Genomic DNA, 20,768 nt, shown 5'->3' with positions numbered 1-20,768 from the left:
GCGGCGCGACGCCGACCCATCTCACCATCCTGTTTCCCGGAGCACACCCATGGCGCTGGAGCGCACCCTTTCCATCATCAAGCCCGATGCCGTTGCCAAGAACGTGATCGGCGAGATCTACGCCCGTTTCGAGAAGGCCGGCCTCAAGGTCATCGCCGCCAAGCAGAAGCAGCTGTCGCGCGCCGAGGCCGAAGGCTTCTACGCCGTGCACAAGGAGCGTCCGTTCTTCAAGGCGCTGGTGGAATTCATGATCTCCGGCCCGGTGATGATCCAGGTGCTGCAGGGCGAGAACGCCGTGCTCAAGCACCGCGAGCTGATGGGCGCCACCAACCCGAAGGAAGCCGCGCCGGGCACGATCCGCGCCGACTTCGCCGACTCTATCGACGCGAACGCCGTGCATGGTTCCGACGCGGTCGGGACGGCCGCCGTCGAGATCGCGTACTTCTTCGCTGCTACCGAGATCCACAGCCGGTAATCCGTTACTTGTGCGTTCGTCCATGAACGCGGGGATCAAAAGGCGGCCGTCCATGGTCGCACTCTGAAACAAGGACATGAACCAGGTACTCACCACTCCATCCGACCAGTCCGGCACCGCCGGCAAGGTCAACCTGCTCGACTTCGATCGCCAGGGGTTGCGCGACTTCTTCGCGCAGCTCGGCGAGAAGCCGTATCGCGCCGAGCAGGTGATGAAGTGGATCTACCACCACCTCGAGTCCGATTTCGCGAACATGACCGACGTGGGCAAGGCGCTGCGCGCCAAGCTCGAGGCGAGCTGCCACGTCGGGCCGCCGCAGACGCTGGTGGACAAGGCGGCTGCCGACGGCACGCACAAGTGGCTGCTGGGCATGGACGGCCGCAACGCGGTGGAGGCGGTGTACATCCCCGAGCCCACTCGCGGCACGCTGTGCGTGTCCTCGCAGATCGGCTGCGCGCTGAACTGCCAGTTCTGCTCCACCGGCGCGCAGGGCTTCAACCGCAACCTCGCCACCGCCGAGATCATCGGCCAGATGTGGGTGGCGGCGAAGCACCTGGGCAACGTCACCCACCAGAACCGCCGCATCACCAACGTGGTGATGATGGGCATGGGCGAGCCGCTGGCGAATTTCGACAACGTGGTGCGCGCGATGAGCCTGATGCGCGACGATCTGGGCTTCGGCCTCGCCTCCAAGCGCGTCACGCTGTCCACCGCCGGCATGGTGCCGATGATCGACAAGTTGTCGGAAGTCATCGACGTGTCGCTGGCGGTATCGCTGCATGCGGCCAATGACGAGCTGCGCACCGAACTGGTGCCGCTCAACAAGCGCTACCCGCTGGCCGAACTCACCGCAGCCTGCCAGCGCTGGATCGCGCGCAAGCCGCGCACCTCGATCACCTTCGAATACACCCTGATGAAGGGCGTGAACGACCAGCCCGAGCACGCGAAGCAGCTGATCCGCTTCATGCGCAGGCTGCCGACCTGCAAGGTCAACCTGATCCCGTTCAATCCCTTCCCGGGCACGCGCTTCGAGCGCTCGGACGCCGAGACCATCCGTGCGTTCCAGACCCAGTTGCTGAACGCCGGCATCCTCACCATGCTGCGTCGCACCCGCGGCGACGACATCGACGCCGCCTGCGGCCAACTGGCTGGTCAGGTGAACGACCGCACCCGGCGCAGTGCCGGGATCCGCCAACGTGTGGACCAAGAGGTGACGCATGCGCTGTAAGCCGCTGCTGGGGTTCGGCCTGTCGCTGGTGCTGGCTGGCTGCGTGACGGTGGGTGGCAACCCCAACAGCGGGCAGGACAGCAGCCACTTGCCGCAAACCAGCAAGGCTGACCAGCGCCAAGCCGCGGCGCGCATCCACACCGAGCTGGCCCAGCACTACTTCGCCGACGGCGACCTGCAGGATGCACTGGCCAAGCTGCAGCTGGCGCTGAAGTTCGACCCGGACTACGCGCCGGCCCACACCGTGATCGCGGTGGTCTACGAAAGGATCAATAATCTCCCGGAGGCAGAGATCCACTACCGCAAGGCGGTGGCGCTGGAGCCGACCAAGGGTGCCCCGAACAACAACCTCGGGCAGTTCCTGTGCCGTACCGGCAAGGTGCAGGAATCGATCGGCTACTTCCGCAAGGCGGTAGCCGACCCGTTCTATGCCACCCCCGACGTGGCGCTCACCAATGCCGGCATCTGCCAGCTGCAGATAGGCGATACGGCCGGCGCGGAAGCGAGTTTTCGTGACGCAATCGCGCGAAATCCCGGCAACGGCGATGCACTTTTCCATCTTGCCGAAGTACTCTACCGGCAGGGGGATGCGTTTCGTGCTCGGGCCTTCATCCAGCGCTTTGATGCGCTGGGCAAACCCAATCCGGCCGCTCTCAAGCTTGGTTACGATATCGAGTCGCGCTTGGGCAACACGGACGCAGCCCAGACCTATCTCAGGCGTTTGCAGAGCCAGTTCCCGGACTCGGAGCAGGCTCGCGCCCTGAAAACCACTGCCAGCAGTCAATGACCACGATGCAGCCTTCCAAGCCCGGCCACGACGAGGTCGCGCACGATCTGTTCGCCGGCCGGCCGGACGTCACGGAAGAGACCTCCGCCGCCAGTCACGTCCATGTCAGTCCCGACGTCGCCTTCGGCAATCGCCTGCGGGCGGCGCGCGAGGCGCGCGGCATGGAACTGGACGCCTGCGCCCACGCACTGAAGCTGCCCTTGCGCGTCCTGCGCAAGCTGGAGCAGGGTGAGCACGACGGCATCGACTCCCGGGTCTACCTGGCCAGCTACATCGGCAAGTACAGCCAGTATCTGGGTATCGACGAAGCGGCGATCCAGGCCGAGCTGGTGCGTATCCGCCACGTCGAACCGCCGCTGGTGGCCACCGGCGGTGTTTCGCATTCGCGTTTCCTGTTCGACCGTTACGCCACTGCCGCCACCTACGTGGTGTTGACCCTGGTCATCGCGGTGCCGACGATCTGGTTCGGCGTGCGCAGCACGCTGGATCGCGACCTCAGCCACCTGACCCCGCTGGATGCCTCGCCGGTGGCGCAGCAGGATGCGCAGCAGGCCGCCGCACCGGGCAAGCCGGGCGTGGCATTGACGACGGCGACGGCAGGGAAGGCGCCGGCGGCACAGCCGGCCCAGGATCAGCCACTGTTGGCCTCGATGGCTCCGTTTCCGAACCTTGGCGACGACGCGCTGCAGCCACCGAAGGTTGCCGCACCCGCGGTCACCGCGGACGAGGGAGCCGGTGGTCATAGCCTCAGCCTGAATCTCAGCGCGGCCAGCTGGGTCGAGGTGATCGGGCAGGACGGCACGCGCCTGGAGTATGGCCTGCTGCCTGCCGGCACCAGCAAGACCTGGCGCAGCGATCAGCCGCTGGACGTGCGCATCGGCAACGTCGTCGGTGCGCAGGTGAGCATCGATGGCCAGCCGGTGACGCTCGACGGTTTCCGTCACGCCAACGTGGCACATTTCCGCATGCAGATCGCGGACGGCAAGGCCGCTGCGGCCAGCCTCTGATCGCCGCGCCACGCGCGCTCGCCGCGCCTGCAGGCCATCCATTTCGGTTATGCTTGCCCATTCTTCGCCCGTGACCGGGCGAAGGGTGCCGGTGGGTTGTTTTTCGCCCTCCTGCACGCGGTGCGCGACGCGCACGATTTCCACCAACGGTGAAGCATGGCATTCGACGCATACGACGATTACGAACAAAGCGAACGTGTCCAGAAATGGCTGCGCGAGAACGGCCTCTCCATCGCCGTGGGCATCGCGATCGGCCTGGTCGGCATCTTCGGCCTGCAGCAGTGGCGCAAGCACCAGGCGAACAACGAAGCCGCCGCTGCCGGCCTGTACCAGCAGGCCGAGGTGGCACTGGCCAGCGGCAAGCCGACGGCGGCGACCGCCTTCGTCGATGAGCTGATGAAGGACTACGCCAAGTCGCCGTACGCGCTGTTCGCCGTCAGCGATCGCGCAAAGCAGGAAGTACAGGACAAGCAGCTGGACAAGGCCATCGCCTCGCTGCAGTGGGCCGAGGCCCACGCCGCCGATCCGGTGCTGAAGGGACTGGTGCAGTTGCGCATCGCCCGCGTGCAGTTGGCCAAGGGCGACGGCCAGGCCGCGCTGGCCACGCTCGAGGCGATGCCGGCCGGCCAGTACACCGGCCTGAACCAGGAACTCCGTGGCGATGCGCTGGTCAAGCTGGGACGCGCCGACGACGCACGCAAGGCCTACCAGGCGGCGATGGCGGCATTGGGTGAGGACGCGCCGCAGCATGCCGTCCTGCAGATGAAAATCGACGATCTGGCCGTGGCCGGAAAGCAGGGTGCATGAAAGCTGTGGTGAAGAAGAGCGTATGGCTGGTTGCCTTGGGTTCGCTGGTCCTGCTGGCCGGCTGCAACTCGTTCAAGAAGAAGAACCTCGAACCACCGACCCCGCTGGAAAAACATTTCACACCCACGGTGCAGGTCAGCAAGGTGTGGACTGCACGCATCGGTGACGGTCCAGGCATCAGCGGCGTGCTCCTGCGCCCGACGGTGGTGGATGGCGTGCTGTATGCCGTGAGCACCGACGGCAGGATCGCGGCGTTCGACGCCGCCAGCGGCAAGCAGTTGTGGGAAAAGACCACCAAGGTCAAGAAGGGCTGGTTCGGCTTTGGCGGCAAGAAAGGGAAGGCGGTCCCCGAGGGCTCCTACGCCGGCGGTCCGACCGTGGTCGGCGACCTGCTGGCGGTTGGCACGCTGGACGGCTACGTCTACGGCATGAATCCGAAGGACGGCAGTCAGCTGTGGTCGTCCGAGCTGGATTCCGAAGTGATCTCCGCGCCGGCGATCAGCGGCGACCTGGTGATCGCGCGCACCCAGGACGGCCGCGTGTACGGCCTCGACGCCGCCACCGGCAAGCGCCGCTGGGTCTACGACCAGGGCAACGTGCCGCTGCTCAGCCTGCGCGGCAACGGCGTGCCGCTGACCGCGAACGGCGTGGTGTTCATCGGTAGTGACGACGGCAAGCTGGTCGCGCTGCGCCAGGACAACGGCGAGAAGCTGTGGGAGCAGCGGCTTGCCAGCGGCGAGGGGCGCACCGACATCGAGCGCCTCAATGATGCCGACGGTTCGATCCTGCTCGACGGCAGCACGCTGTATGCCGCTGCCTACCACGGCAATCTCACCGCGATCGACGGACCCAGCGGCCGCCCGCTGTGGAGCCGCGCGTTCTCCACCTACACCTCGCTCGCCATCGGTGGTACTGCCATCTACGGCGTCAACGACCAGGGCGAAGTATGGGCGTTCGACCGCAGCGGCGGCGCGGACATGTGGAAGAACGACAAGCTGAAGTATCGCTGGCTCACCGGCCCCGCCGTGCAGGGCAACTACGTGGTGGTGGGCGACGCCTATGGCTACGTGCACTGGCTGCAGGCCGGCGACGGTGCGCTGGCCGCACGCATGCGCCTGTCGAAGAAGGCGATCCAGGCCCAGCCGCTGGTGGTGGGCGACACCGTGTACGTCGAAGACGTGAAGGGCCACATCGGCGCCTACCGTCTCGCCGCGCACTGATCGCGCAGGAACCATGCCTCGTCATGCTGCCCGTCGTCGCCCTGGTCGGTCGCCCCAACGTCGGTAAATCGACCCTGTTCAACGCGCTGACGCGCAGCCGCGACGCCCTGGTGGCCGACCTGCCGGGCGTCACCCGCGACCGCCATTACGGTGTCTGCCATCTCGGCGAACGGCCGTTCGTGGTGGTCGACACCGGCGGCCTGTCCGGCGTGGACGAGGGCCTCGATGCGCTCACCGCGCAGCAGGTGCGCCTCGCCATCGACGAGGCGCAGGCGCTGGTGTTCGTGCTCGATGCGCGCGATGGCCTGCTGCCACAGGACCGCAGCATCCTCGACGAGCTGCGCCGCAGCGGCAAGCCGATCATCGCCGCGGTCAACAAGACCGATGGTCTGGACGAACAGGCCGCGCTGGCCGAGTTCGCCGCCTTCGGCATCGCCACCACGCTGCCGCTGGCTGCCGCGCACAACCGCGGCACCGACCAGCTGTTCGCCGCGCTGCTGCCGCTGCTGCCTGAAGACGCTCATGAGGAGCTGGCGCCGGACGAGAACGACAGCATCCGCGTCGCCATCGTCGGCCGGCCGAATGCGGGCAAGTCCACCCTGGTCAACCGCCTGCTCGGCGAAGACCGGCTGATCGTCTCCGACGTGGCCGGCACCACCCGCGACCCGATCCGCGTGCCGCTGGAACGCGACGGCCGCAAGTACACCCTGATCGACACCGCCGGCGTGCGGCGCCGTGCGCGCGTCGAGGAGGCGGTGGAGAAGTTCAGCGTCATCAAGACCCTGCAGTCGATGGCCGCCGCACAGGTCGTGGTGCTGATGGTCGACGCGCGCGAGAACCTCGCCGACCAGGATCTCACCCTGATCGGCCATGCGCTGGACGAGGGCAGGGCGCTGGTGATCGCGGTCAACAAGTGGGACGGCCTGGACACCTATCAGCGCGAGCAGTGCCAGCGCGCGCTGGAGCGCCGGCTGCAATTCGTGGACTGGGCAAAGAGCGTGTTCATCTCCGCGCTGCACGGCTCCGGCCTGCGCGAGCTGATGCGCGCGGTGGTGCGCGCGCATGCTGCCGCCACCAAGGAACTCGGTTCCTCCGATCTCACCCGCACGCTGGAAAAGGCCTATCAGAACTACCAGCCGCCACTGGTACGCGGGCATGCGCCCAAGCTGCGCTTCGCCCATCCCGGTGGCAGCAACCCGCCCACCATCGTGCTCCACGGTAGCCGCACCAAGCACATCGCGCCGGCCTACCAGCGCTACCTCGAGAACTTCTTCCGCAAGCGTTACAAGCTCGAAGGCACGCCGATCCGCATCGTGTTCCGCGAGGGCGAGAATCCCTACGCCGGCAAGAAGAACGTGCTCACCGAGGCGCAGCAGCGCAAGCGCCAGCGCATGATCCGCGAGATGAAAAAGCGCAAGCGCTGAACGTCGACCGCACTCGCGCTGCTGGGTCTAAACTGACGCGATGAATGATTCCCTGAATCGCGAAAGCTGGCTGGATTCGCTGCGTGCCAGCATCCCGGAAATCCCTCCTAGCGAAGCACTGGCACGCCAGGCACGGGGCGCATTGCTGATCGACGTGCGCGAGGAGGGGGAGCGCGTTGCCGGCATGCCGGCCGGAGCGCTGGGACTGTCGCGTGGCTTCCTCGAATTGCGCATCGAACAGGCCGAACCGGATCGCGCGCGACCGCTGCTCGCGCTGTGCGGCAGTGGCATGCGTTCGCTGCTCGCGGCCGAAGCGCTGCGACGCATGGGCTACCGCGAAGTCGCTTCGGTGGCCGGCGGTTTCGAGCGCTGGAAGACCGAAGGGTTGCCGGTAAGCGCCGGCGTGCTGGACGCGGATGCCGCGGAACGCTATGCGCGCCAGCTGCGCCTGCCGCAGTTGGGTGAGGCGGGGCAGGCGAAGCTGGCGGCGGCGAAGATCGCGTTGCTCGGGGCCGGCGGCCTGGGTGCACCCGCGGCGCTGTATCTCGCCGCGGCCGGCGTGGGCCAGCTCACCCTGATCGACGACGATCGCGTGGAACGCTCCAACCTGCATCGCCAGGTGATCCACGCTGACGCGCGCGTAGGCATGGCCAAGACCGAGTCGGCACGCCTTGCGATCAACGCACTGAATCCGCGCGTGCGCATCGAGACGCGCGACGAACGCCTGTGTGCCGACAATGTGGAGCGCCTGCTCGACGGCCACGATCTGGTGATCGACGGCGCCGACAACTTCCCCGCGCGTTACCTGCTTGCCGCGGCGACGCGGTGCCTGCGCCTGCCGATGGTCTACGGCGCGGTGGAACGCTTCACCGGGCAGGTCAGCGTGTTCGATCCGCGCCGCGACGATGCGCCGTGCTATCGCTGCCTGTTCCCGGAGCCACCCTCGGCCGCCGAGGCACCGAACTGCAGCGAGGCCGGCGTGCTCGGCGTGCTGCCCGGCATCGTGGGCCTGCTGCAGGCCACCGAGGCGCTGAAGCTGATCCTCGGCATCGGCGAGCCGCTGGTCGGGCGGCTGCTGTCGTTTGATGCGCTGGGCATGCGTTTTCGCGAGACGCGCCTGCCGCGCGATCCGGCCTGCCCGGGTTGCGGCGCGGCCGCGCGCTTCGCCGGTTACGAGGACATCGCCGCGCTCTGCGCGGCAGCCGGCTGATCGAGGTCGGCGGGTATCAGCGCATATACCGCGGCATCGTGAGCGCGATCCCAAGCCCACAGCCGTTGCCGTGCCATGCCTTCGAACACGGCGCCCAGCTTTGCGGCGACGCGGCGGCTGGCGTGGTTGTAGGGCAGGGTGACGATCTCGATCCGGACCAGACCCAGCTCGGCGAAGCCGAAGCGCGCCACCAGCCTCGCGGCTGCAGCGGCGAGGCCCTGGCCCTGGCGCGAGGCGCGTACCCAGTAGCCCAGGTTGGCGCTGCGGTGCATGGCATTGAGCTGGTTGAGCCCGCAACCGCCCAGCAATTCGCCGCTGGCCGCATCGCGCACGGCAAATGCGAACTGCTCGCCGGTGTGCCAGTTGTCGCGGCACTGCGTCGCCCAGGCCTCGGCTCGTTCCAGCCCGTAGTCCTCGTTGCACCACGGCAACCAGCGTCCCACGCTGACCACCGACTCGCGTACCGCGGCATGCAGCTCGATGGCATCCGTATCGCGCCACGGCTGCAACAGCAGACGGCCGTCGGCAAGCGCAGGCGCGACGTGGGTGATGGCTTCGACCATGGCTTGGCGTTTGTGCACTGCGGTTGGAGCTTGGATAATGGCGCGTCTTTCGGCCTGGCACCAACATGAGCGCACGCATCCTCGACGGCAAACGCATCGCGCAGGAACTGCTGGAGCGGATCGGCCGGCGCGTGGCCGAACGCAAGGCGCAGGGCCACGCCGCGCCCGGGCTGGCGGTGGTGCTCGTGGGCGACGATGCCGCCTCGTCGGTATACGTGCGCAACAAGCGCAAGGCCTGCCACCAAGTCGGGTTTCGCTCCTTCGATTTCGACCTGCCGGCGAGCACCACGCAGGACGAGCTGTTCGCGCTGATCGACCGGCTCAACGCCGATCCGGCGGTGCACGGCATCCTGGTGCAGTCACCGTTGCCGGAGCATATTGACGAGGACGCACTGGTCGACCGCATCGACCCGGCCAAGGACGTGGACGGCTTCCAGGCGGTGAACGTGGGGCGCCTCGCGCTGCGCCGCTTCGGCCTGCGCCCGTGCACGCCGAAGGGCGTGATGACCCTGCTCGGCCACACCGACCGCCCGGTGCGCGGCCAGCATGCGGTGGTGGTGGGCGTGTCCAACCACGTCGGCCGGCCGCTGGCGCTGGAGCTGCTGATCGCCGGTTGCACCACCACCTGCTGCCACAAGTTCACCCGTGATCTGGAAGGCCACGTGCGCCAGGCCGATATCGTGATCGTCGCGGTGGGTCGTCCGGGCCTGGTGAGGGGCGAATGGATCAAGCCCGGCGCGGTGGTGATCGACGTGGGCATCAACCGGCTCGACGATGGCCGCCTGGTGGGCGACGTGGAATTCGAACCGGCCGCCGAGCGCGCCAGCTGGATCACGCCCGTGCCCGGCGGCGTGGGCCCGATGACCGTGGCCACGCTGATGGAGAACACGCTGGAAGCGGCCGAGGCGAGTGCCGCAAGCTGATTTTCGCGGTGGCATTCAGCCGCCGCGCTGGCGACATGCTGCACTGCCGCGTATAATCCTCTCTTTGCCGCGGGGCATACCATGCGCATTCTCGCCGAGGCTCTCACCTACGACGACGTCTACCTCGTTCCGGGCCATTCCGTCGTGCTGCCACGCGACGTCGATACCTCCACCCGGTTCACCCGCGGCCTGCGCCTGAACATTCCCATCGTCTCCGCTGCGATGGATACCGTGACCGAAGCGCGCCTCGCCATCACCATGGCACAGCAGGGCGGCATCGGCATCATCCACAAGAACATGACGTTCGAGCAGCAGGCGGCCGAAGTGCGCCTGGTGAAGAAGTTCGAGGCGGGCGTGATCCGCAACCCGTTCAGCGTGAGCCCGGACACCTCGATCAGCGAGGTGCTCAAGCTCACCCGGGCGCACAACATCTCCGGCGTGCCGGTGGTGGAAGGCGAGAAGCTGGTCGGCATCGTCACCAGCCGCGACATGCGCTTCGAGCGCAAGCCCAACGACCCGGTGCGCAACATCATGACCCGCCAGGAGCGCCTGGTGACAGTGAAGGAAGGCGCCAGCCAGGACGAAGTGCTGCAGCTGCTGCACAAGCATCGCATCGAGAAGGTGCTGGTGGTCAACGACGACTTCCAGTTGCGCGGCCTGATCACCGTGAAGGACATCCAGAAGGCGCGCGACAACCCGAACTCGGTCAAGGATCGCAACGAGGCGTTGCTGGTCGGCGCGGCCGTGGGCGTGGGCGGCGATACCGAGCGCCGCGTGGAAGCGCTGGTCGAGGCCGGCGTGGACGTGCTGGTGGTGGATACCGCGCACGGCCATTCGCAGGGCGTAATCGACCGCGTGGCCTGGGTGAAGAAGCGGTTCCCGCAGGTGCAGGTGGTGGCCGGCAACATCGTCACCGGCGATGCCGCGCTGATGCTGCGCGACGCCGGCGCCGATGCGGTGAAGGTGGGCGTGGGCCCTGGTTCCATCTGCACCACCCGCGTGGTGGCCGGCGTAGGTGTGCCGCAGATCACGGCCGTCGACCTGGTTGCCACCGCGCTGAAGGATTCCATCCCGCTGATCGCCGACGGCGGCATCCGCTATTCCGGCGATATTCCCAAGGCACTGGCAGCCGGCGCGTCCACCGTGATGCTCGGCTCGATGTTCGCCGGCACCGAGGAATCGCCGGGCGAGGTCGAGCTGTTCCAGGGTCGCTCGTACAAGAGCTATCGCGGCATGGGTTCGATCGGCGCGATGCAACTCGGCTCCAAGGACCGCTACTTCCAGGACAACGAAGCCGACGCAGACAAGCTGGTGCCCGAGGGCATCGAAGGCCGCGTGCCGTACCGCGGTCCGCTGCGCAACATCATCCACCAGCTGATCGGCGGCCTGCGTGCCTCGATGGGTTACCTCGGTGCGGCCACCATCGACGACGTGCGCAACAAGGCGCAGTTCGTGAAGGTGACTTCGGCCGGCGTCACCGAAGCGCACCCGCACGACATCCAGATCACCAAGGAAGCGCCGAACTACCGGCTGAATTCCTGACGAATGCGGGAGCGCTTGCGCTCCCCCGCGTCATTCCGGCGCAGGCCGGAATCCAGTAGCGATGTCGCAGGTGGCTTGCCTGGTTGCGCCAGGTGTCATCCGGAATGCACTCGCGATAACCGGAACGCGTGGCCACTGGATTCCGGCCTGCGCCGGAATGACGACAACAGAGATTTCCAGCTCTTGGCCAGCCACACATGACCGCCAACATCCATTCCGACAAGATCCTCATCCTTGATTTCGGCGCGCAGTACACGCAGCTGATCGCGCGCCGCGTGCGCGAACTCGGCGTGTACTGCGAGATCTGGGCGTGGGATCACGACCCGGCCGAGATCGCCGCGTTCGGCGCCAAGGGCATCATCCTCTCGGGTGGCCCTGAATCCACCACGCTGCCGGGTGCGCCCAGGGCGCCGCAGGAAGTGTTCGATGCGGGCCTGCCGATCCTCGGCATCTGCTACGGCATGCAGACGCTGGCTGCGCAGCTGGGCGGCGCGACGGAAGCGGCCGACCAGCGCGAGTTCGGTCACGCGGAAGTGGACATCGTGGCGAAGAGCCGCCTGTTCGACGGCTTGAGCGACCACGCCGGCAGCCACCGGCTCGACGTGTGGATGAGCCATGGCGACCACGTCAGCAAGGCGCCGCCGGGCTTTGCCATCACCGGCGCCACGGACCGCATCCCGGTCGCGGTGATGGAGGACGAGGCCAGGCGCTGGTACGGCGTGCAGTTCCATCCCGAAGTGACGCACACGAAGCAGGGCAGTGCGCTGCTCAAGCGTTTCGTCACCGGGATCTGCGGCTGCGCCACGCTGTGGACGGCGGCCAACATCATCGAAGACCAGATCGCCCGGGTGCGCGAACAGGTGGGCGGCGACCACGTGCTGCTTGGCCTTTCCGGCGGCGTGGATTCTTCGGTGGTCGCCGCGCTGCTGCATCGCGCGATCGGCGAGCAATTGACCTGCGTGTTCGTGGACACCGGCCTGCTGCGCTGGAAAGAGGGCGACCAGGTGATGGCCACGATGGCCGAGCACATGGGCGTCAAGGTGATCCGCGTCAACGCCGCCGAGCGCTATTTCAAGGCGCTGGAAGGCGTGGCCGACCCGGAGGCCAAGCGCAAGATCATCGGCCGGCTGTTCGTCGAGATCTTCGACGAGGAATCCGCCAAGGTCACCGCCGCCGGCCACGGCCAGGTGAAGTGGCTGGCGCAGGGCACGATCTATCCCGACGTGATCGAGTCGGCCGGCAGCAAGACCGGCAAGGCCCACGTCATCAAGAGCCACCACAACGTGGGCGGCCTGCCCGAGCACATGAAGCTCAAGCTGGTCGAACCGCTGCGCGAACTGTTCAAGGACGAGGTGCGCCGCATTGGCGTGGAACTCGGCCTGCCGCGTGCGATGGTCTATCGCCATCCGTTCCCGGGCCCGGGCCTGGGCGTGCGCATCCTCGGCGAAGTGAAGCCGGAGTACGCCGAGTTGCTGGCCCGCGCCGACGCCATCTTCATCGAGGAACTGCGCAAGGCCGACCTGTACGACAAGACCAGCCAGGCCTTCGCCGTGTTCCTGCCGGTGAAATCGGTGGGCGTGGTGGGCGACGCGCGCGCCTACGAGTGGGTGATCGCGCTGCGTGCGGTGGAGACCATCGACTTCATGACGGCGCACTGGGCACACCTGCCTTACGACTTCCTTGGTCAGGTTTCCAATAGAATCATCAATGAGCTGCGCGGTGTTTCTCGCGTGGTTTATGACATCAGCGGCAAGCCGCCGGCGACGATCGAGTGGGAGTGAACCGGGCGGCTGTCGGCAATCCGGCTCGACGGTCAGCCGTCGGGCGGCCTTCGATGTAGCGCGAACCGTTCCAGAGGTGGTGTTGCGTTGAAGCCGGATGACGCGGGCCGGCCACAGTCAGGTCGTAGGCTCCCTGGTACTGGGGTATGTCGAAATGCGCGATCCTGCTGTCCTGCTCAGCGCCATCCCCAGTCTTGTCGATCTCCGAATGGCCGATCCTGGTCGCGAGGACCAGGGCCAGTTGCCCGCTCTGCCGGTGGCTGAGGTAATGCGTGGTTGCACTGGCGCTGGTGGAGGTCGAGTTGAATTCCGCCGTGACCGCACGGCGAAGGCGTTCTCGTTCTCGGCAAGCGCATACGGGACCGGATCGACATCGACGTAATAGTTGGTCACCGGATCGAACGGGGCATCCACGGCCGGTAACCGACCCTCCGGCAAGCGGGCGAGCAACGCGTAACCATTCCTGGCTGGCCCCTGGACCAGTGCCACGCACAGCGTCGGTGCAGCCACGGTGCCACTTGGTGGTTCCAGCGCGGCAAGTACCCGGGCATCGGCGTTTCTTGCCCCATGCCATGGAGCCGAGGCGATGGCGTGCGGGAAATCCGGACTGGTCGCACAGCGGCCAACCGATTCGGCTGCAGCGATGGACAATGCGTCGTCGTCTGCGCTCCGGGCCACGCAGGGCTGGACGGGCAGCCACCACAGCAGCATGGTTGCCGCGTGTCGCCTGATCTGCCGCGCCAGTCGCCTGCCAAAGTTGCGTGTGCAGGTAGGCTTGTCCAATCCGCGGGTACATGGGTGTACCCGGTGGCCATCTCCCTGGGACTCCTTGTGTCGACACGGGCACTGCACCCGATTGTTCGGCGGTGCCGACGACCACGCAAGATTGCGTGGCAAATCCCGCAGCCATGGCAGCAGCTCGGCAGGACGCAGACGGTACAATCGACGCAGCGCCTGTACGGCAGAAGCCTTCCATGACCGATATCACCACGCCCCAGGCGCCCGTCTTTTCCCCCGGGGACGAGGCCCACATGCGCCACGCGTTGCAGCTGGCTGCGCATGCCCGCGATGCCGAGAACGAGGTGCCGGTGGGTGCAGTGCTGGTGCTGGGCGGAGAGATCGTGGGGCTGGGCTGGAACCGCAACATCACCCTGCACGACCCCACAGCGCACGCCGAGGTGATGGCGCTGCGCGCGGCGGGAGAAAAACTCACCAATCACCGGGTAGTGGGTGCCACCTTGTATGTGACCCTGGAGCCTTGCGCGATGTGCGCGATGGCCTTGATCCACGCCCGCATTGGCCGCGTGGTGTACGCCGCGACCGACCCCAAGACCGGTGCGGCTGGCAGCGTGTTCGATACCCTGATCGACCCGCGCCACAACCACCGCCTGGAAGTGCAGGGCGGTCTGCTGGCCGAGGAGTCGGCCACGATGCTGCGCGAATTCTTCCGCGCCCGGCGCTGAGCCGGGCGATGCGATCGATGGCTTTGGTCAGTCCCACGCGGGTGCAAGATCGGCCGGATTGACCTCGCTGCCGTTGCGTTGCCCCATGGCGCTATTTGACCGACTTGGAAAATCGGTACCTGAGATACTGGCCGAGGGTGGGGTGATACCAGAGTCCGGAAGGGCTGACGCCGTCGTGGCTGACGAGGGTGTCGTCGATCACGTCGCGCAAGGCCTGCTTCATCAGCGGGATCCCGGCGGCGAGCTGATGCAGCGGATAGGTATTGAAGCCGTCGCTGTCGTCGATGGAGATCCGTTGCTGGTACAGCACGCCGCCGGTATCCACACCTGCGTCAACCAGGTGGACGGTGACGCCGCAGTTCGCGGCATCGTCGTGGACCAAGGCCCAGTAACCGCCGTGCACGCCACGGTACCGCGGCGTGATGCCGGCATGGGTATTGATGAAGGGGCGCTGGATGCAGTCGATCACCTTGTGCGAAATGATCCGTGTACCGTTCACGACCACTGCGTCCGGGGCGAGCTTTCTGAGCAGGCGACGCACCGCTGCCGTGTTGACGCTGTCCACCCGGTGGGTGATGGCCGCCGGGGGCGAGGCGGACTGCAGGCCGTAATGAAGGATCAGCTCGTCGCTGCGGTGGCGTTGGAGTCGTGCCAGGAGCTTGTTGAATGCAATGAAGGCAAGCTGGCCGATGACGGTGAACCAACCCAGTTGGCGCGCCCGATACCGGATCATGGCCCGAGCCGACGGTTTGCGTTCCATCACGACAGCGAGGACTTCCACCTCGGCCGCCAGTGCGTTGTACATGAATCGGGATGAAGGCCCGTCACCGCACAGCATGACGATGCGTGGAATCCGCCGATTCATCACGCGGCCACTGCGTCGGCAAGTTCGGCCATGCCCAGCGAGCGCATGCCGTCCTGACGTCGCAGGGATTCGAACTCCTCGATCACCCGTTCCAGGAAATCGATGTTCTGATCGGTGTCGACGCCGAAATTGTGGGGATGCCACCACAAGTGGAAGACCTCGTGGTTCCGGGAGGCATGGCGCATGGCTCGCGTGATCCGGCGCAGCCGCAGGCCCTCCAGCCAGGCCAGCCGGGGGTTGTAGGGACGCAGGAAGCGACTGGCCGGAAAGTTGAGCGGCAACCTGCCGACGCAGCTTTCCAGCGTATACGTGTGATGCCCGCTGAGATCGACGTAGCTGTCGAGCAGGCGGCCGATGCGGCGCACGGCGTTCTGCCCGTCGTGATCGGTGGCGGCATAGAGCCAACCCCGCTCGTTGCCGCGATAGGCGGTGATGCCGTGTTCGACCAGCACCTCCAGATAATCGGGGTTCCACTGGTTGCGCGGAAACACCAGGCTGCGCAGGGTGATCCCTTGCGTCGCTGCAATGCGAACGGCTGCAGCGAGGTCGGCACGGAATGCCGCCGCCGTCTGGCCGGCTTCGCGGCAGTAGTAGTGCGAGAACGTGTGGCTTGCCACTTCCTGTCCTGGCGTCGCGGCAATCAGTTCGACCAGCTCGGGCGCGAAGTGATAGCGCTCATCGAGGTCTGCCGACTGTTCCAGATAACGGTATGGGCACAGTGCGCTGTTCTTGTAGCCGGGTCTTTTGGATGGGGCCGCCGACAGTGCTGCTTCGCGATCACGGCAAAAAATCAGGCCCACGGTCGCCCATGTGGCGTGAATGCGATGTTGCTCGAACAGGTTGAGCATGCGGGGGATGGCCTGCCCGACGCCATCCAGATGATCGCGGAAAGCATCAAGGCTGCGAGTGTCGCGCACGCCCCAATACAGTTCGAAATCGATGGATATGGTGAATGTGCCGGTGTTCATTCCAGTTCCAGCCCGCTTCACGTCGGTGAAAGCGTACCAGCTTCACGGGATCGCGAATCCGTCGACTGCACGCCGCAATACTTCCGGTGCCTGCTCACGGAGTTGGCACCGCAACGCCAGCCGGAACTCTTGGCGCATATGCGAGTGCCCACATGAGCGCCGACGGCCCCGTCAATGCATTCAGGCATGGCAGCATCACATGTGAACCGTTGAAACTGACGGCACCAGCAGCCGACACTTTCATGGCATGAAATCCTGATCAAAGGCGGCCGTCCACCGCATCGCGCGGCAGCACATACTTGACGTCGTAGATCACGGACGACGGCTTGCCGTAGGCGCGCACGCCCGCGGCGCCGAGCGCCACGAACTGCCGGTGGCCCACCGCCACGATCACCGCATCGTAGGCGCCCGTTGGCGGCTCGGCCAGCGGCGTGAGGCCGTATTCGTGCGCGGCCTCGGCGGGGTTCACCCAGGGATCGTGCACGTCCACCGTGGCGTTGTAGCCGCGCAGCGCCTGCACGATGTCGACCACGCGCGTGTTGCGCAGGTCCGGGCAGTTCTCCTTGAACGCCAGGCCCAGCAGCAGCACGCGCGCGTGCACCGGGTTGATGCCCTTGCGCACCATCAGCCGGATCACCTCGCCGGCGATGTACGGGCCCATGCCGTCGTTGGTGCGCCGGCCGGCCAGGATCACGTCCGGGTGGTGCCCCACCTCCTGCGCCTTGTGGGTGAGGTAGTAGGGATCGACGCTGATGCAGTGGCCGCCGACCAGGCCGGGGCGGAACGGCAGGAAGTTCCACTTGGTGCCGGCCGCCTGCAGCACTTCCAGCGTGTCGATGCCGAGCTTGTTGAACAGGATCGCGAGATCGTTGACCAGGGCGATGTTGAGATCGCGCTGGGTGTTCTCTATCACCTTGGCCGCCTCGGCCACCTTGATGCAGCTGGCCCGGTGCGTGCCGGCGGTGATGATCGAGCCGTACAGGCGATTGACGAACTCCGCCACTTCCGGCGTAGAGCCGGAGGTGACCTTGAGGATGCCGGTGACGCGGTGCTGCTTGTCGCCCGGGTTGATCCGCTCGGGGCTGTAGCCGGCGAAGAAGTCCCGGTTGAAGACCAGCCCGGAGCCCTCGGCGAGGATCGGCACGCACACTTCCTCGGTGCAGCCGGGGTAGACGGTGGACTCGTACACCACGATGTCGCCCGGCTTCAGCACCTGGGCCAGGGTCTGGCTGGCCTTCACCAGCGGCGTCAGGTCGGGCCGCTTGGCCTGGTCGATCGGCGTGGGCACGGTGACGATGTAGACGTTGCACGCGCGCAGGTCGTCGAGTGCGGCCGAGCAACGCAGGCGCGCGGCGGCGGCCAATTCGGCGGCATCCACTTCCAGCGTCTGGTCGTGGCCGGCGCGCAGCTCGTCGATGCGAGCCTGGTTGATGTCGAAGCCGAGCGTGTCGTAATGCTTGCCGAACTCCACCGCCAGCGGCAGGCCGACGTAGCCCAGGCCGATGATGGCGATCTTGCTGTCTTCCAGATTCCGCATACAGCCATCCCGAGATGTTTTGGACCGGCGTCTCGATGCGCATGCAGCGCGCGTCGGCGTTTCGACAGGGACTCGCGCTTGCGCTTGGGCAAACGCGGCGCCGACTATGCCAAGGTATATCGTGCGTGGGCTGTGCAGGATCCTTCGCCGTGAAGCGAAGTCATCTCGAGTTAATGTGCATTGTCGTTGGATGACACTGTGATCGCTTCAGCCTGACGCACATCATCGCGGCGTCTTTGCCGCATGCCAGCGGCTGCTCTGAATGCGTGGCGCGCTTCGGCCATCGAGCCGGCGCGTCAGAGCCAATGGCTTCAATGTACGGCTTCGGGCGCTTGGTACCGAAGCATGGTCCGACCGGCAATGATTCTGTGGCCGGAGTCCAGGATCAATGGAGGATGCCCATCTGAAACATCAACCAGCCAGCCACTGCACTGATCATCAGGCAGACAATGAGCCAGAACCCCCGGGAATTTTTTCCCCAGAACGGCTTGTTCTCGTTGTTTTCCATGTTTCTACACATCCGTAGCGGTTGGCTGAACAGGCTGCTGAGGGCCCTCAGTTGAAGCCAGTATCGTGCCAAACGGGAGTGTTGGAACGATTGGACGTTGCCCGTCGCGATTTCAGGCATGGATTTGCGATAAGCATCGCAATTTGATCTTGGGCGCTGGCTGGCTGGTGTGACCGACCGCCTTCTGGCGGACATGCCCATCCCCGCGGGGATGCCAGGAGCTGCGCTGGCATGTCGCGGCGCCAAGCACGTGGTGGCGCTGCGAGTCAGCGAAGGACAAAAATTGTCAGCGAATCGTGGCGGTACCGAGGCACGCAAGTACATCCGGCGCAGCCTGCGGTGCGGCGCTGGAAGACCGAATCGCTCCAAAGATTCCGTCTGGCATCTTGAATCTCTGTGGACAAAGATTTTGCAGTTGAAAATACGTTCAGCTTGACACGGCGCAGTTAGCAGTCGATGGCGTGATTAGGTGTACGGTCTCTAAATGTGGTTTTCTATTGTGATGTTCCTTTCACGCAATATGTGGCATCACGTCTTTCCCACTTATGGCGGTTGATTCTTGCCGCAGCTATTAAACGATTAGGTTCAGCTGGCCACTCCTGAAAAGCGGATTTTTGCTTTCCGGGACAATGATCGTATGGCCGAAATGTCCGAATCCACAGAACCATGCGTGCCGTTGGTTGGCAGTTGCGAGTGTGCCTGGTAAATCGAATCTGCGAGGTCCCGTTGATCATGAAAAAGACTTGCACCTTTGTCGTTCTTGGGTTCGCGCTGCTTATCAATGGCTGCGTGTGGGCACCGGGACAGAAAATGTCCGAGAAAGGACTGGTCCGCGGCACGCCAACTGACAACAGTCAGATCCAGCTGGTGACGATCACACCGCAATTGTTGGCGGAGAATCAATCGCCAGCATTGAATGCAGCGGTGCCGCAGGATCTGTTGTCCTACCAGCCCGGGCCCTATCGCATTGGCCCGGGAGACTCGCTTTACATCACGGTCTGGGATCATCCGGAGCTGACGTCACCGGCGGGTACGCAGCAGCAGACTGCGGCCAACGGTCGTCTGGTGCGTTCGGATGGGACCCTGTTCTATCCCTATGTGGGCAGCATCAAGGTTGGGGGAATGACGATTGAAGAGGTACGTCAGACCATTCAATCGAAGCTCGCGAAGTACGTGACGAAGCCGCAGGTGGATGTCAGCATTGTCGGCTACAACAGCCAGCATGTGATGTTCCAGGGCGCATTCATGAAGACCGACCCACAGTCGATCACATCGGTTCCGTTGACTTTGGCGCAGGCGCTTGGAACGGCGACCATCAATCCCGATCAGGCCAACATGTCGGGTCTGGTACTGAATCGCGACGGGCGCAACTACCACCTGGACCTTGCCTCTTTGTACGACAATCGGGGCCTGGCGAAAGATATTTACCTGAAGTCGGGAGACCGCCTGCTGCTTGCCTATAACGACTCCGAGGAAGTGTACGTGATGGGGGAGGTGATGCGTCCCCAGGCGGTCACCTTCAGGACCCTTCCCTATATCACACTGACCCAGGCGCTGGGCCGTGTTGGAGGCCTCAATCCGATCACGTCCAATGGCAAGGCGGTCTATGTCGTCCGTGGCGCGAACGACATCGAAAACGCTCCGGCCAAGGTCTTCCATCTCGATGCTCGTTCACCGTCTGCCTTCGCACTTGCGGACGACTTCAAGTTGAAGCCGGGCGACGTGGTGTTCGTCGGCGCGGCTGGCATCACCCGTTGGAACCGCTTCCTGAGCCAATTGCTGCCCGCGGCCACCCTGGTTTCCAGTGCAGCCGCTGCAAATTACAGCGCGAGCCACTGATGCGGCCCTAAAAGTCCTGTCCGTGCTGATATCAGACTGGACCCCGGCCTTGGTCACCTCCGAAGTTCACGCCTTGGTGACCAAGGCTCGGGATCGCACGATGTCTTGTTGCGGTTGTCGGAGTCTAAGCAACGGCGCAACAGGGCGGAGTCAGGCTCGCGCGCATCGTTTCACATAGAGGAGCATGCCATGGCACCTTCTTCTTCAGAGGGTGCATCGGTCTGGTCACGCATGATCATCCCTTGGCGTCACTCGGGCATTCTGTCGCGACGCCCTGTGCGACACACGCACTCTGCATGCCACATCCCGGAGCCCTGGAGAAGTCATTTTATTGACGTGATGGGATTCACCATTTGAGCGACTAATTCATGAAATAGACAGGTGGCTTGAAACGTTATTTGAACACATTATTCAGGCAATGCTCATATAGGCTCTTAACGGCTGAATAAGACATTGGGGTTGTACAAGAATCGACATCCAAAGGTGATAGGTTCAAAAGCCTGGTGTTTGCGTGATGTCTCATGTCGCAGCAATCGCCGTCGTGCTGTACACCTGGCTGCTAATTGATTCATGCAAGAGAAATGGTCGACCTAACAAGGTTGCGCCGTAGACACAAGCAGT

At 65.1% G+C, this 20,768-nt stretch carries 18 protein-coding genes and 1 pseudogene; 14 read left to right on the top strand and 5 right to left on the bottom strand.

The window, feature by feature from the left end; all coding sequences use genetic code 11:
- Positions 1-49 precede the first annotated feature (49 nt).
- The 9 genes and pseudogenes from ndk to moeB all read left to right on the top strand — a co-directional run bounded on the left by ndk (position 50) and on the right by moeB (position 8,158).
- Positions 50-475 carry a nucleoside-diphosphate kinase gene (ndk, locus tag ABQJ54_RS01730; RefSeq protein WP_367852558.1) on the top strand — a complete coding sequence of 142 codons (426 nt, stop codon included), beginning with the start codon at positions 50-52 and terminating at the stop codon, positions 473-475.
- A 76-nt stretch (positions 476-551) separates the two neighbouring features.
- Complete coding sequence (gene rlmN / locus ABQJ54_RS01725) at positions 552-1,703, top strand: dual-specificity RNA methyltransferase RlmN (protein ID WP_367852557.1); 1,152 nt, start codon at positions 552-554, stop codon at positions 1,701-1,703.
- Positions 1,693-2,490, top strand: coding sequence for a type IV pilus biogenesis/stability protein PilW (gene pilW, locus ABQJ54_RS01720; RefSeq protein ID WP_367852556.1), 798 nt, complete (start codon positions 1,693-1,695; stop codon positions 2,488-2,490). Before rlmN ends, pilW begins: the two co-directional genes overlap by 11 nt.
- Positions 2,487-2,744 (top strand): annotated as a pseudogene (locus ABQJ54_RS19115) (helix-turn-helix domain-containing protein); the annotation flags it as partial. The gene pilW and the pseudogene ABQJ54_RS19115, both read left to right, overlap by 4 nt.
- Positions 2,745-3,140: 396 nt before the next feature.
- Positions 3,141-3,497, top strand: a complete 357-nt coding sequence (locus ABQJ54_RS19110; RefSeq protein ID WP_437343320.1) for a DUF4115 domain-containing protein — start codon at positions 3,141-3,143, stop codon at positions 3,495-3,497.
- A 156-nt stretch (positions 3,498-3,653) separates the two neighbouring features.
- The gene (locus ABQJ54_RS01710; RefSeq protein ID WP_367852554.1) at positions 3,654-4,304 is read left to right on the top strand and encodes a YfgM family protein; all 651 of its coding nucleotides are present in this window, start codon (positions 3,654-3,656) and stop codon (positions 4,302-4,304) included.
- A complete protein-coding gene (gene bamB, locus ABQJ54_RS01705; protein ID WP_367852553.1) occupies positions 4,301-5,524 on the top strand; it encodes an outer membrane protein assembly factor BamB in 1,224 nt (407 codons plus the stop codon). The genes ABQJ54_RS01710 and bamB overlap by 4 nt, the downstream gene beginning before the upstream one ends.
- A 23-nt stretch (positions 5,525-5,547) precedes the next feature.
- Complete coding sequence (gene der, locus ABQJ54_RS01700; RefSeq protein ID WP_367852552.1) at positions 5,548-6,948, top strand: ribosome biogenesis GTPase Der; 1,401 nt, start codon at positions 5,548-5,550, stop codon at positions 6,946-6,948.
- Between the two features lie 40 nt (positions 6,949-6,988).
- A complete protein-coding gene (gene moeB / locus ABQJ54_RS01695; protein ID WP_367852551.1) occupies positions 6,989-8,158 on the top strand; it encodes a molybdopterin-synthase adenylyltransferase MoeB in 1,170 nt (389 codons plus the stop codon).
- On the opposite strand, the gene ABQJ54_RS01690 is transcribed toward moeB, so the two are convergent.
- Positions 8,119-8,721: a GNAT family N-acetyltransferase gene (locus ABQJ54_RS01690; protein ID WP_367852550.1), complete on the bottom strand. Its 603-nt coding sequence runs from the start codon at positions 8,719-8,721 to the stop codon at positions 8,119-8,121. The two genes, moeB and ABQJ54_RS01690, sit on opposite strands and share 40 nt — an antisense overlap.
- Before the next feature lie 65 nt (positions 8,722-8,786).
- Between ABQJ54_RS01690 and folD the strand changes: the two genes are divergently transcribed.
- The 4 genes from folD (at position 8,787) to tadA (ending at position 14,430) form a co-directional block, all read left to right on the top strand.
- A complete protein-coding gene (gene folD / locus ABQJ54_RS01685) occupies positions 8,787-9,644 on the top strand; it encodes a bifunctional methylenetetrahydrofolate dehydrogenase/methenyltetrahydrofolate cyclohydrolase FolD (RefSeq protein WP_367852549.1) in 858 nt (285 codons plus the stop codon).
- Positions 9,645-9,725: 81 nt separating this feature from the next.
- On the top strand, positions 9,726-11,186 hold the full coding sequence (gene guaB, locus ABQJ54_RS01680; protein WP_367852548.1) for an IMP dehydrogenase: 1,461 nt from the start codon (positions 9,726-9,728) through the stop codon (positions 11,184-11,186).
- Between the two features lie 197 nt (positions 11,187-11,383).
- A complete protein-coding gene (gene guaA, locus ABQJ54_RS01675) occupies positions 11,384-12,967 on the top strand; it encodes a glutamine-hydrolyzing GMP synthase (RefSeq protein WP_367852547.1) in 1,584 nt (527 codons plus the stop codon).
- 974 nt (positions 12,968-13,941) lie between these two features.
- Positions 13,942-14,430 carry a tRNA adenosine(34) deaminase TadA gene (tadA, locus tag ABQJ54_RS01670; protein ID WP_367852546.1) on the top strand — a complete coding sequence of 163 codons (489 nt, stop codon included), beginning with the start codon at positions 13,942-13,944 and terminating at the stop codon, positions 14,428-14,430.
- Positions 14,431-14,521: 91 nt separating this feature from the next.
- Here the strand turns inward: tadA and ABQJ54_RS01665 are convergent, their stop codons facing one another.
- From ABQJ54_RS01665 to ABQJ54_RS01650, 4 genes are all read right to left on the bottom strand, one after another.
- Positions 14,522-15,235 (bottom strand): formyl transferase, encoded by a 714-nt coding sequence (locus ABQJ54_RS01665; protein ID WP_367852545.1) that lies wholly within the window; start codon positions 15,233-15,235, stop codon positions 14,522-14,524.
- Positions 15,236-15,294: 59 nt separating this feature from the next.
- The gene (locus ABQJ54_RS01660) at positions 15,295-16,263 is read right to left on the bottom strand and encodes a polysaccharide deacetylase family protein (RefSeq protein WP_367852544.1); all 969 of its coding nucleotides are present in this window, start codon (positions 16,261-16,263) and stop codon (positions 15,295-15,297) included.
- 259 nt (positions 16,264-16,522) lie between these two features.
- Positions 16,523-17,800, bottom strand: coding sequence for a Vi polysaccharide biosynthesis UDP-N-acetylglucosamine C-6 dehydrogenase TviB (gene tviB / locus ABQJ54_RS01655; protein WP_367852543.1), 1,278 nt, complete (start codon positions 17,798-17,800; stop codon positions 16,523-16,525).
- A gap of 385 nt (positions 17,801-18,185) precedes the next feature.
- On the bottom strand, positions 18,186-18,308 hold the full coding sequence (locus ABQJ54_RS01650; RefSeq protein ID WP_367852542.1) for a hypothetical protein: 123 nt from the start codon (positions 18,306-18,308) through the stop codon (positions 18,186-18,188).
- A gap of 732 nt (positions 18,309-19,040) precedes the next feature.
- Here ABQJ54_RS01650 and ABQJ54_RS01645 point away from each other — a divergent pair.
- Positions 19,041-20,147, top strand: coding sequence for a polysaccharide biosynthesis/export family protein (locus ABQJ54_RS01645; protein WP_496430683.1), 1,107 nt, complete (start codon positions 19,041-19,043; stop codon positions 20,145-20,147).
- The last annotated feature ends 621 nt before the right edge of the window (positions 20,148-20,768 follow it).

The organism is Rhodanobacter lycopersici, from assembly GCF_040812335.1.
GTDB classification, from domain to species: domain Bacteria; phylum Pseudomonadota; class Gammaproteobacteria; order Xanthomonadales; family Rhodanobacteraceae; genus Rhodanobacter_A; species Rhodanobacter_A lycopersici.
Note: the sequence above shows the minus strand (reverse complement) of the source record. Positions and strands in the feature narration are given on the sequence as shown.

Excerpts from the sequence above, each read along its gene's own strand:
- ndk (WP_367852558.1), top strand. The coding sequence starts at position 50 with ATGGCGCTGGAGCGCACCCTTTCCATCATCAAGCCCGATGCCGTTGCC.
- rlmN (WP_367852557.1), top strand. The coding sequence starts at position 552 with ATGAACCAGGTACTCACCACTCCATCCGACCAGTCCGGCACCGCCGGC.
- pilW (WP_367852556.1), top strand. The coding sequence starts at position 1,693 with ATGCGCTGTAAGCCGCTGCTGGGGTTCGGCCTGTCGCTGGTGCTGGCT.
- ABQJ54_RS19110 (WP_437343320.1), top strand. The coding sequence starts at position 3,141 with ATGGCTCCGTTTCCGAACCTTGGCGACGACGCGCTGCAGCCACCGAAG.
- ABQJ54_RS01710 (WP_367852554.1), top strand. The coding sequence starts at position 3,654 with ATGGCATTCGACGCATACGACGATTACGAACAAAGCGAACGTGTCCAG.
- bamB (WP_367852553.1), top strand. The coding sequence starts at position 4,301 with ATGAAAGCTGTGGTGAAGAAGAGCGTATGGCTGGTTGCCTTGGGTTCG.
- der (WP_367852552.1), top strand. The coding sequence starts at position 5,548 with ATGCTGCCCGTCGTCGCCCTGGTCGGTCGCCCCAACGTCGGTAAATCG.
- moeB (WP_367852551.1), top strand. The coding sequence starts at position 6,989 with ATGAATGATTCCCTGAATCGCGAAAGCTGGCTGGATTCGCTGCGTGCC.
- ABQJ54_RS01690 (WP_367852550.1), bottom strand. The coding sequence starts at position 8,721 with ATGGTCGAAGCCATCACCCACGTCGCGCCTGCGCTTGCCGACGGCCGT.
- folD (WP_367852549.1), top strand. The coding sequence starts at position 8,787 with ATGAGCGCACGCATCCTCGACGGCAAACGCATCGCGCAGGAACTGCTG.
- guaB (WP_367852548.1), top strand. The coding sequence starts at position 9,726 with ATGCGCATTCTCGCCGAGGCTCTCACCTACGACGACGTCTACCTCGTT.
- guaA (WP_367852547.1), top strand. The coding sequence starts at position 11,384 with ATGACCGCCAACATCCATTCCGACAAGATCCTCATCCTTGATTTCGGC.
- tadA (WP_367852546.1), top strand. The coding sequence starts at position 13,942 with ATGACCGATATCACCACGCCCCAGGCGCCCGTCTTTTCCCCCGGGGAC.
- ABQJ54_RS01665 (WP_367852545.1), bottom strand. The coding sequence starts at position 15,235 with ATGTACAACGCACTGGCGGCCGAGGTGGAAGTCCTCGCTGTCGTGATG.
- ABQJ54_RS01660 (WP_367852544.1), bottom strand. The coding sequence starts at position 16,263 with ATGAACACCGGCACATTCACCATATCCATCGATTTCGAACTGTATTGG.
- tviB (WP_367852543.1), bottom strand. The coding sequence starts at position 17,800 with ATGCGGAATCTGGAAGACAGCAAGATCGCCATCATCGGCCTGGGCTAC.
- ABQJ54_RS01650 (WP_367852542.1), bottom strand. The coding sequence starts at position 18,308 with ATGGAAAACAACGAGAACAAGCCGTTCTGGGGAAAAAATTCCCGGGGG.
- ABQJ54_RS01645 (WP_496430683.1), top strand. The coding sequence starts at position 19,041 with ATGAAAAAGACTTGCACCTTTGTCGTTCTTGGGTTCGCGCTGCTTATC.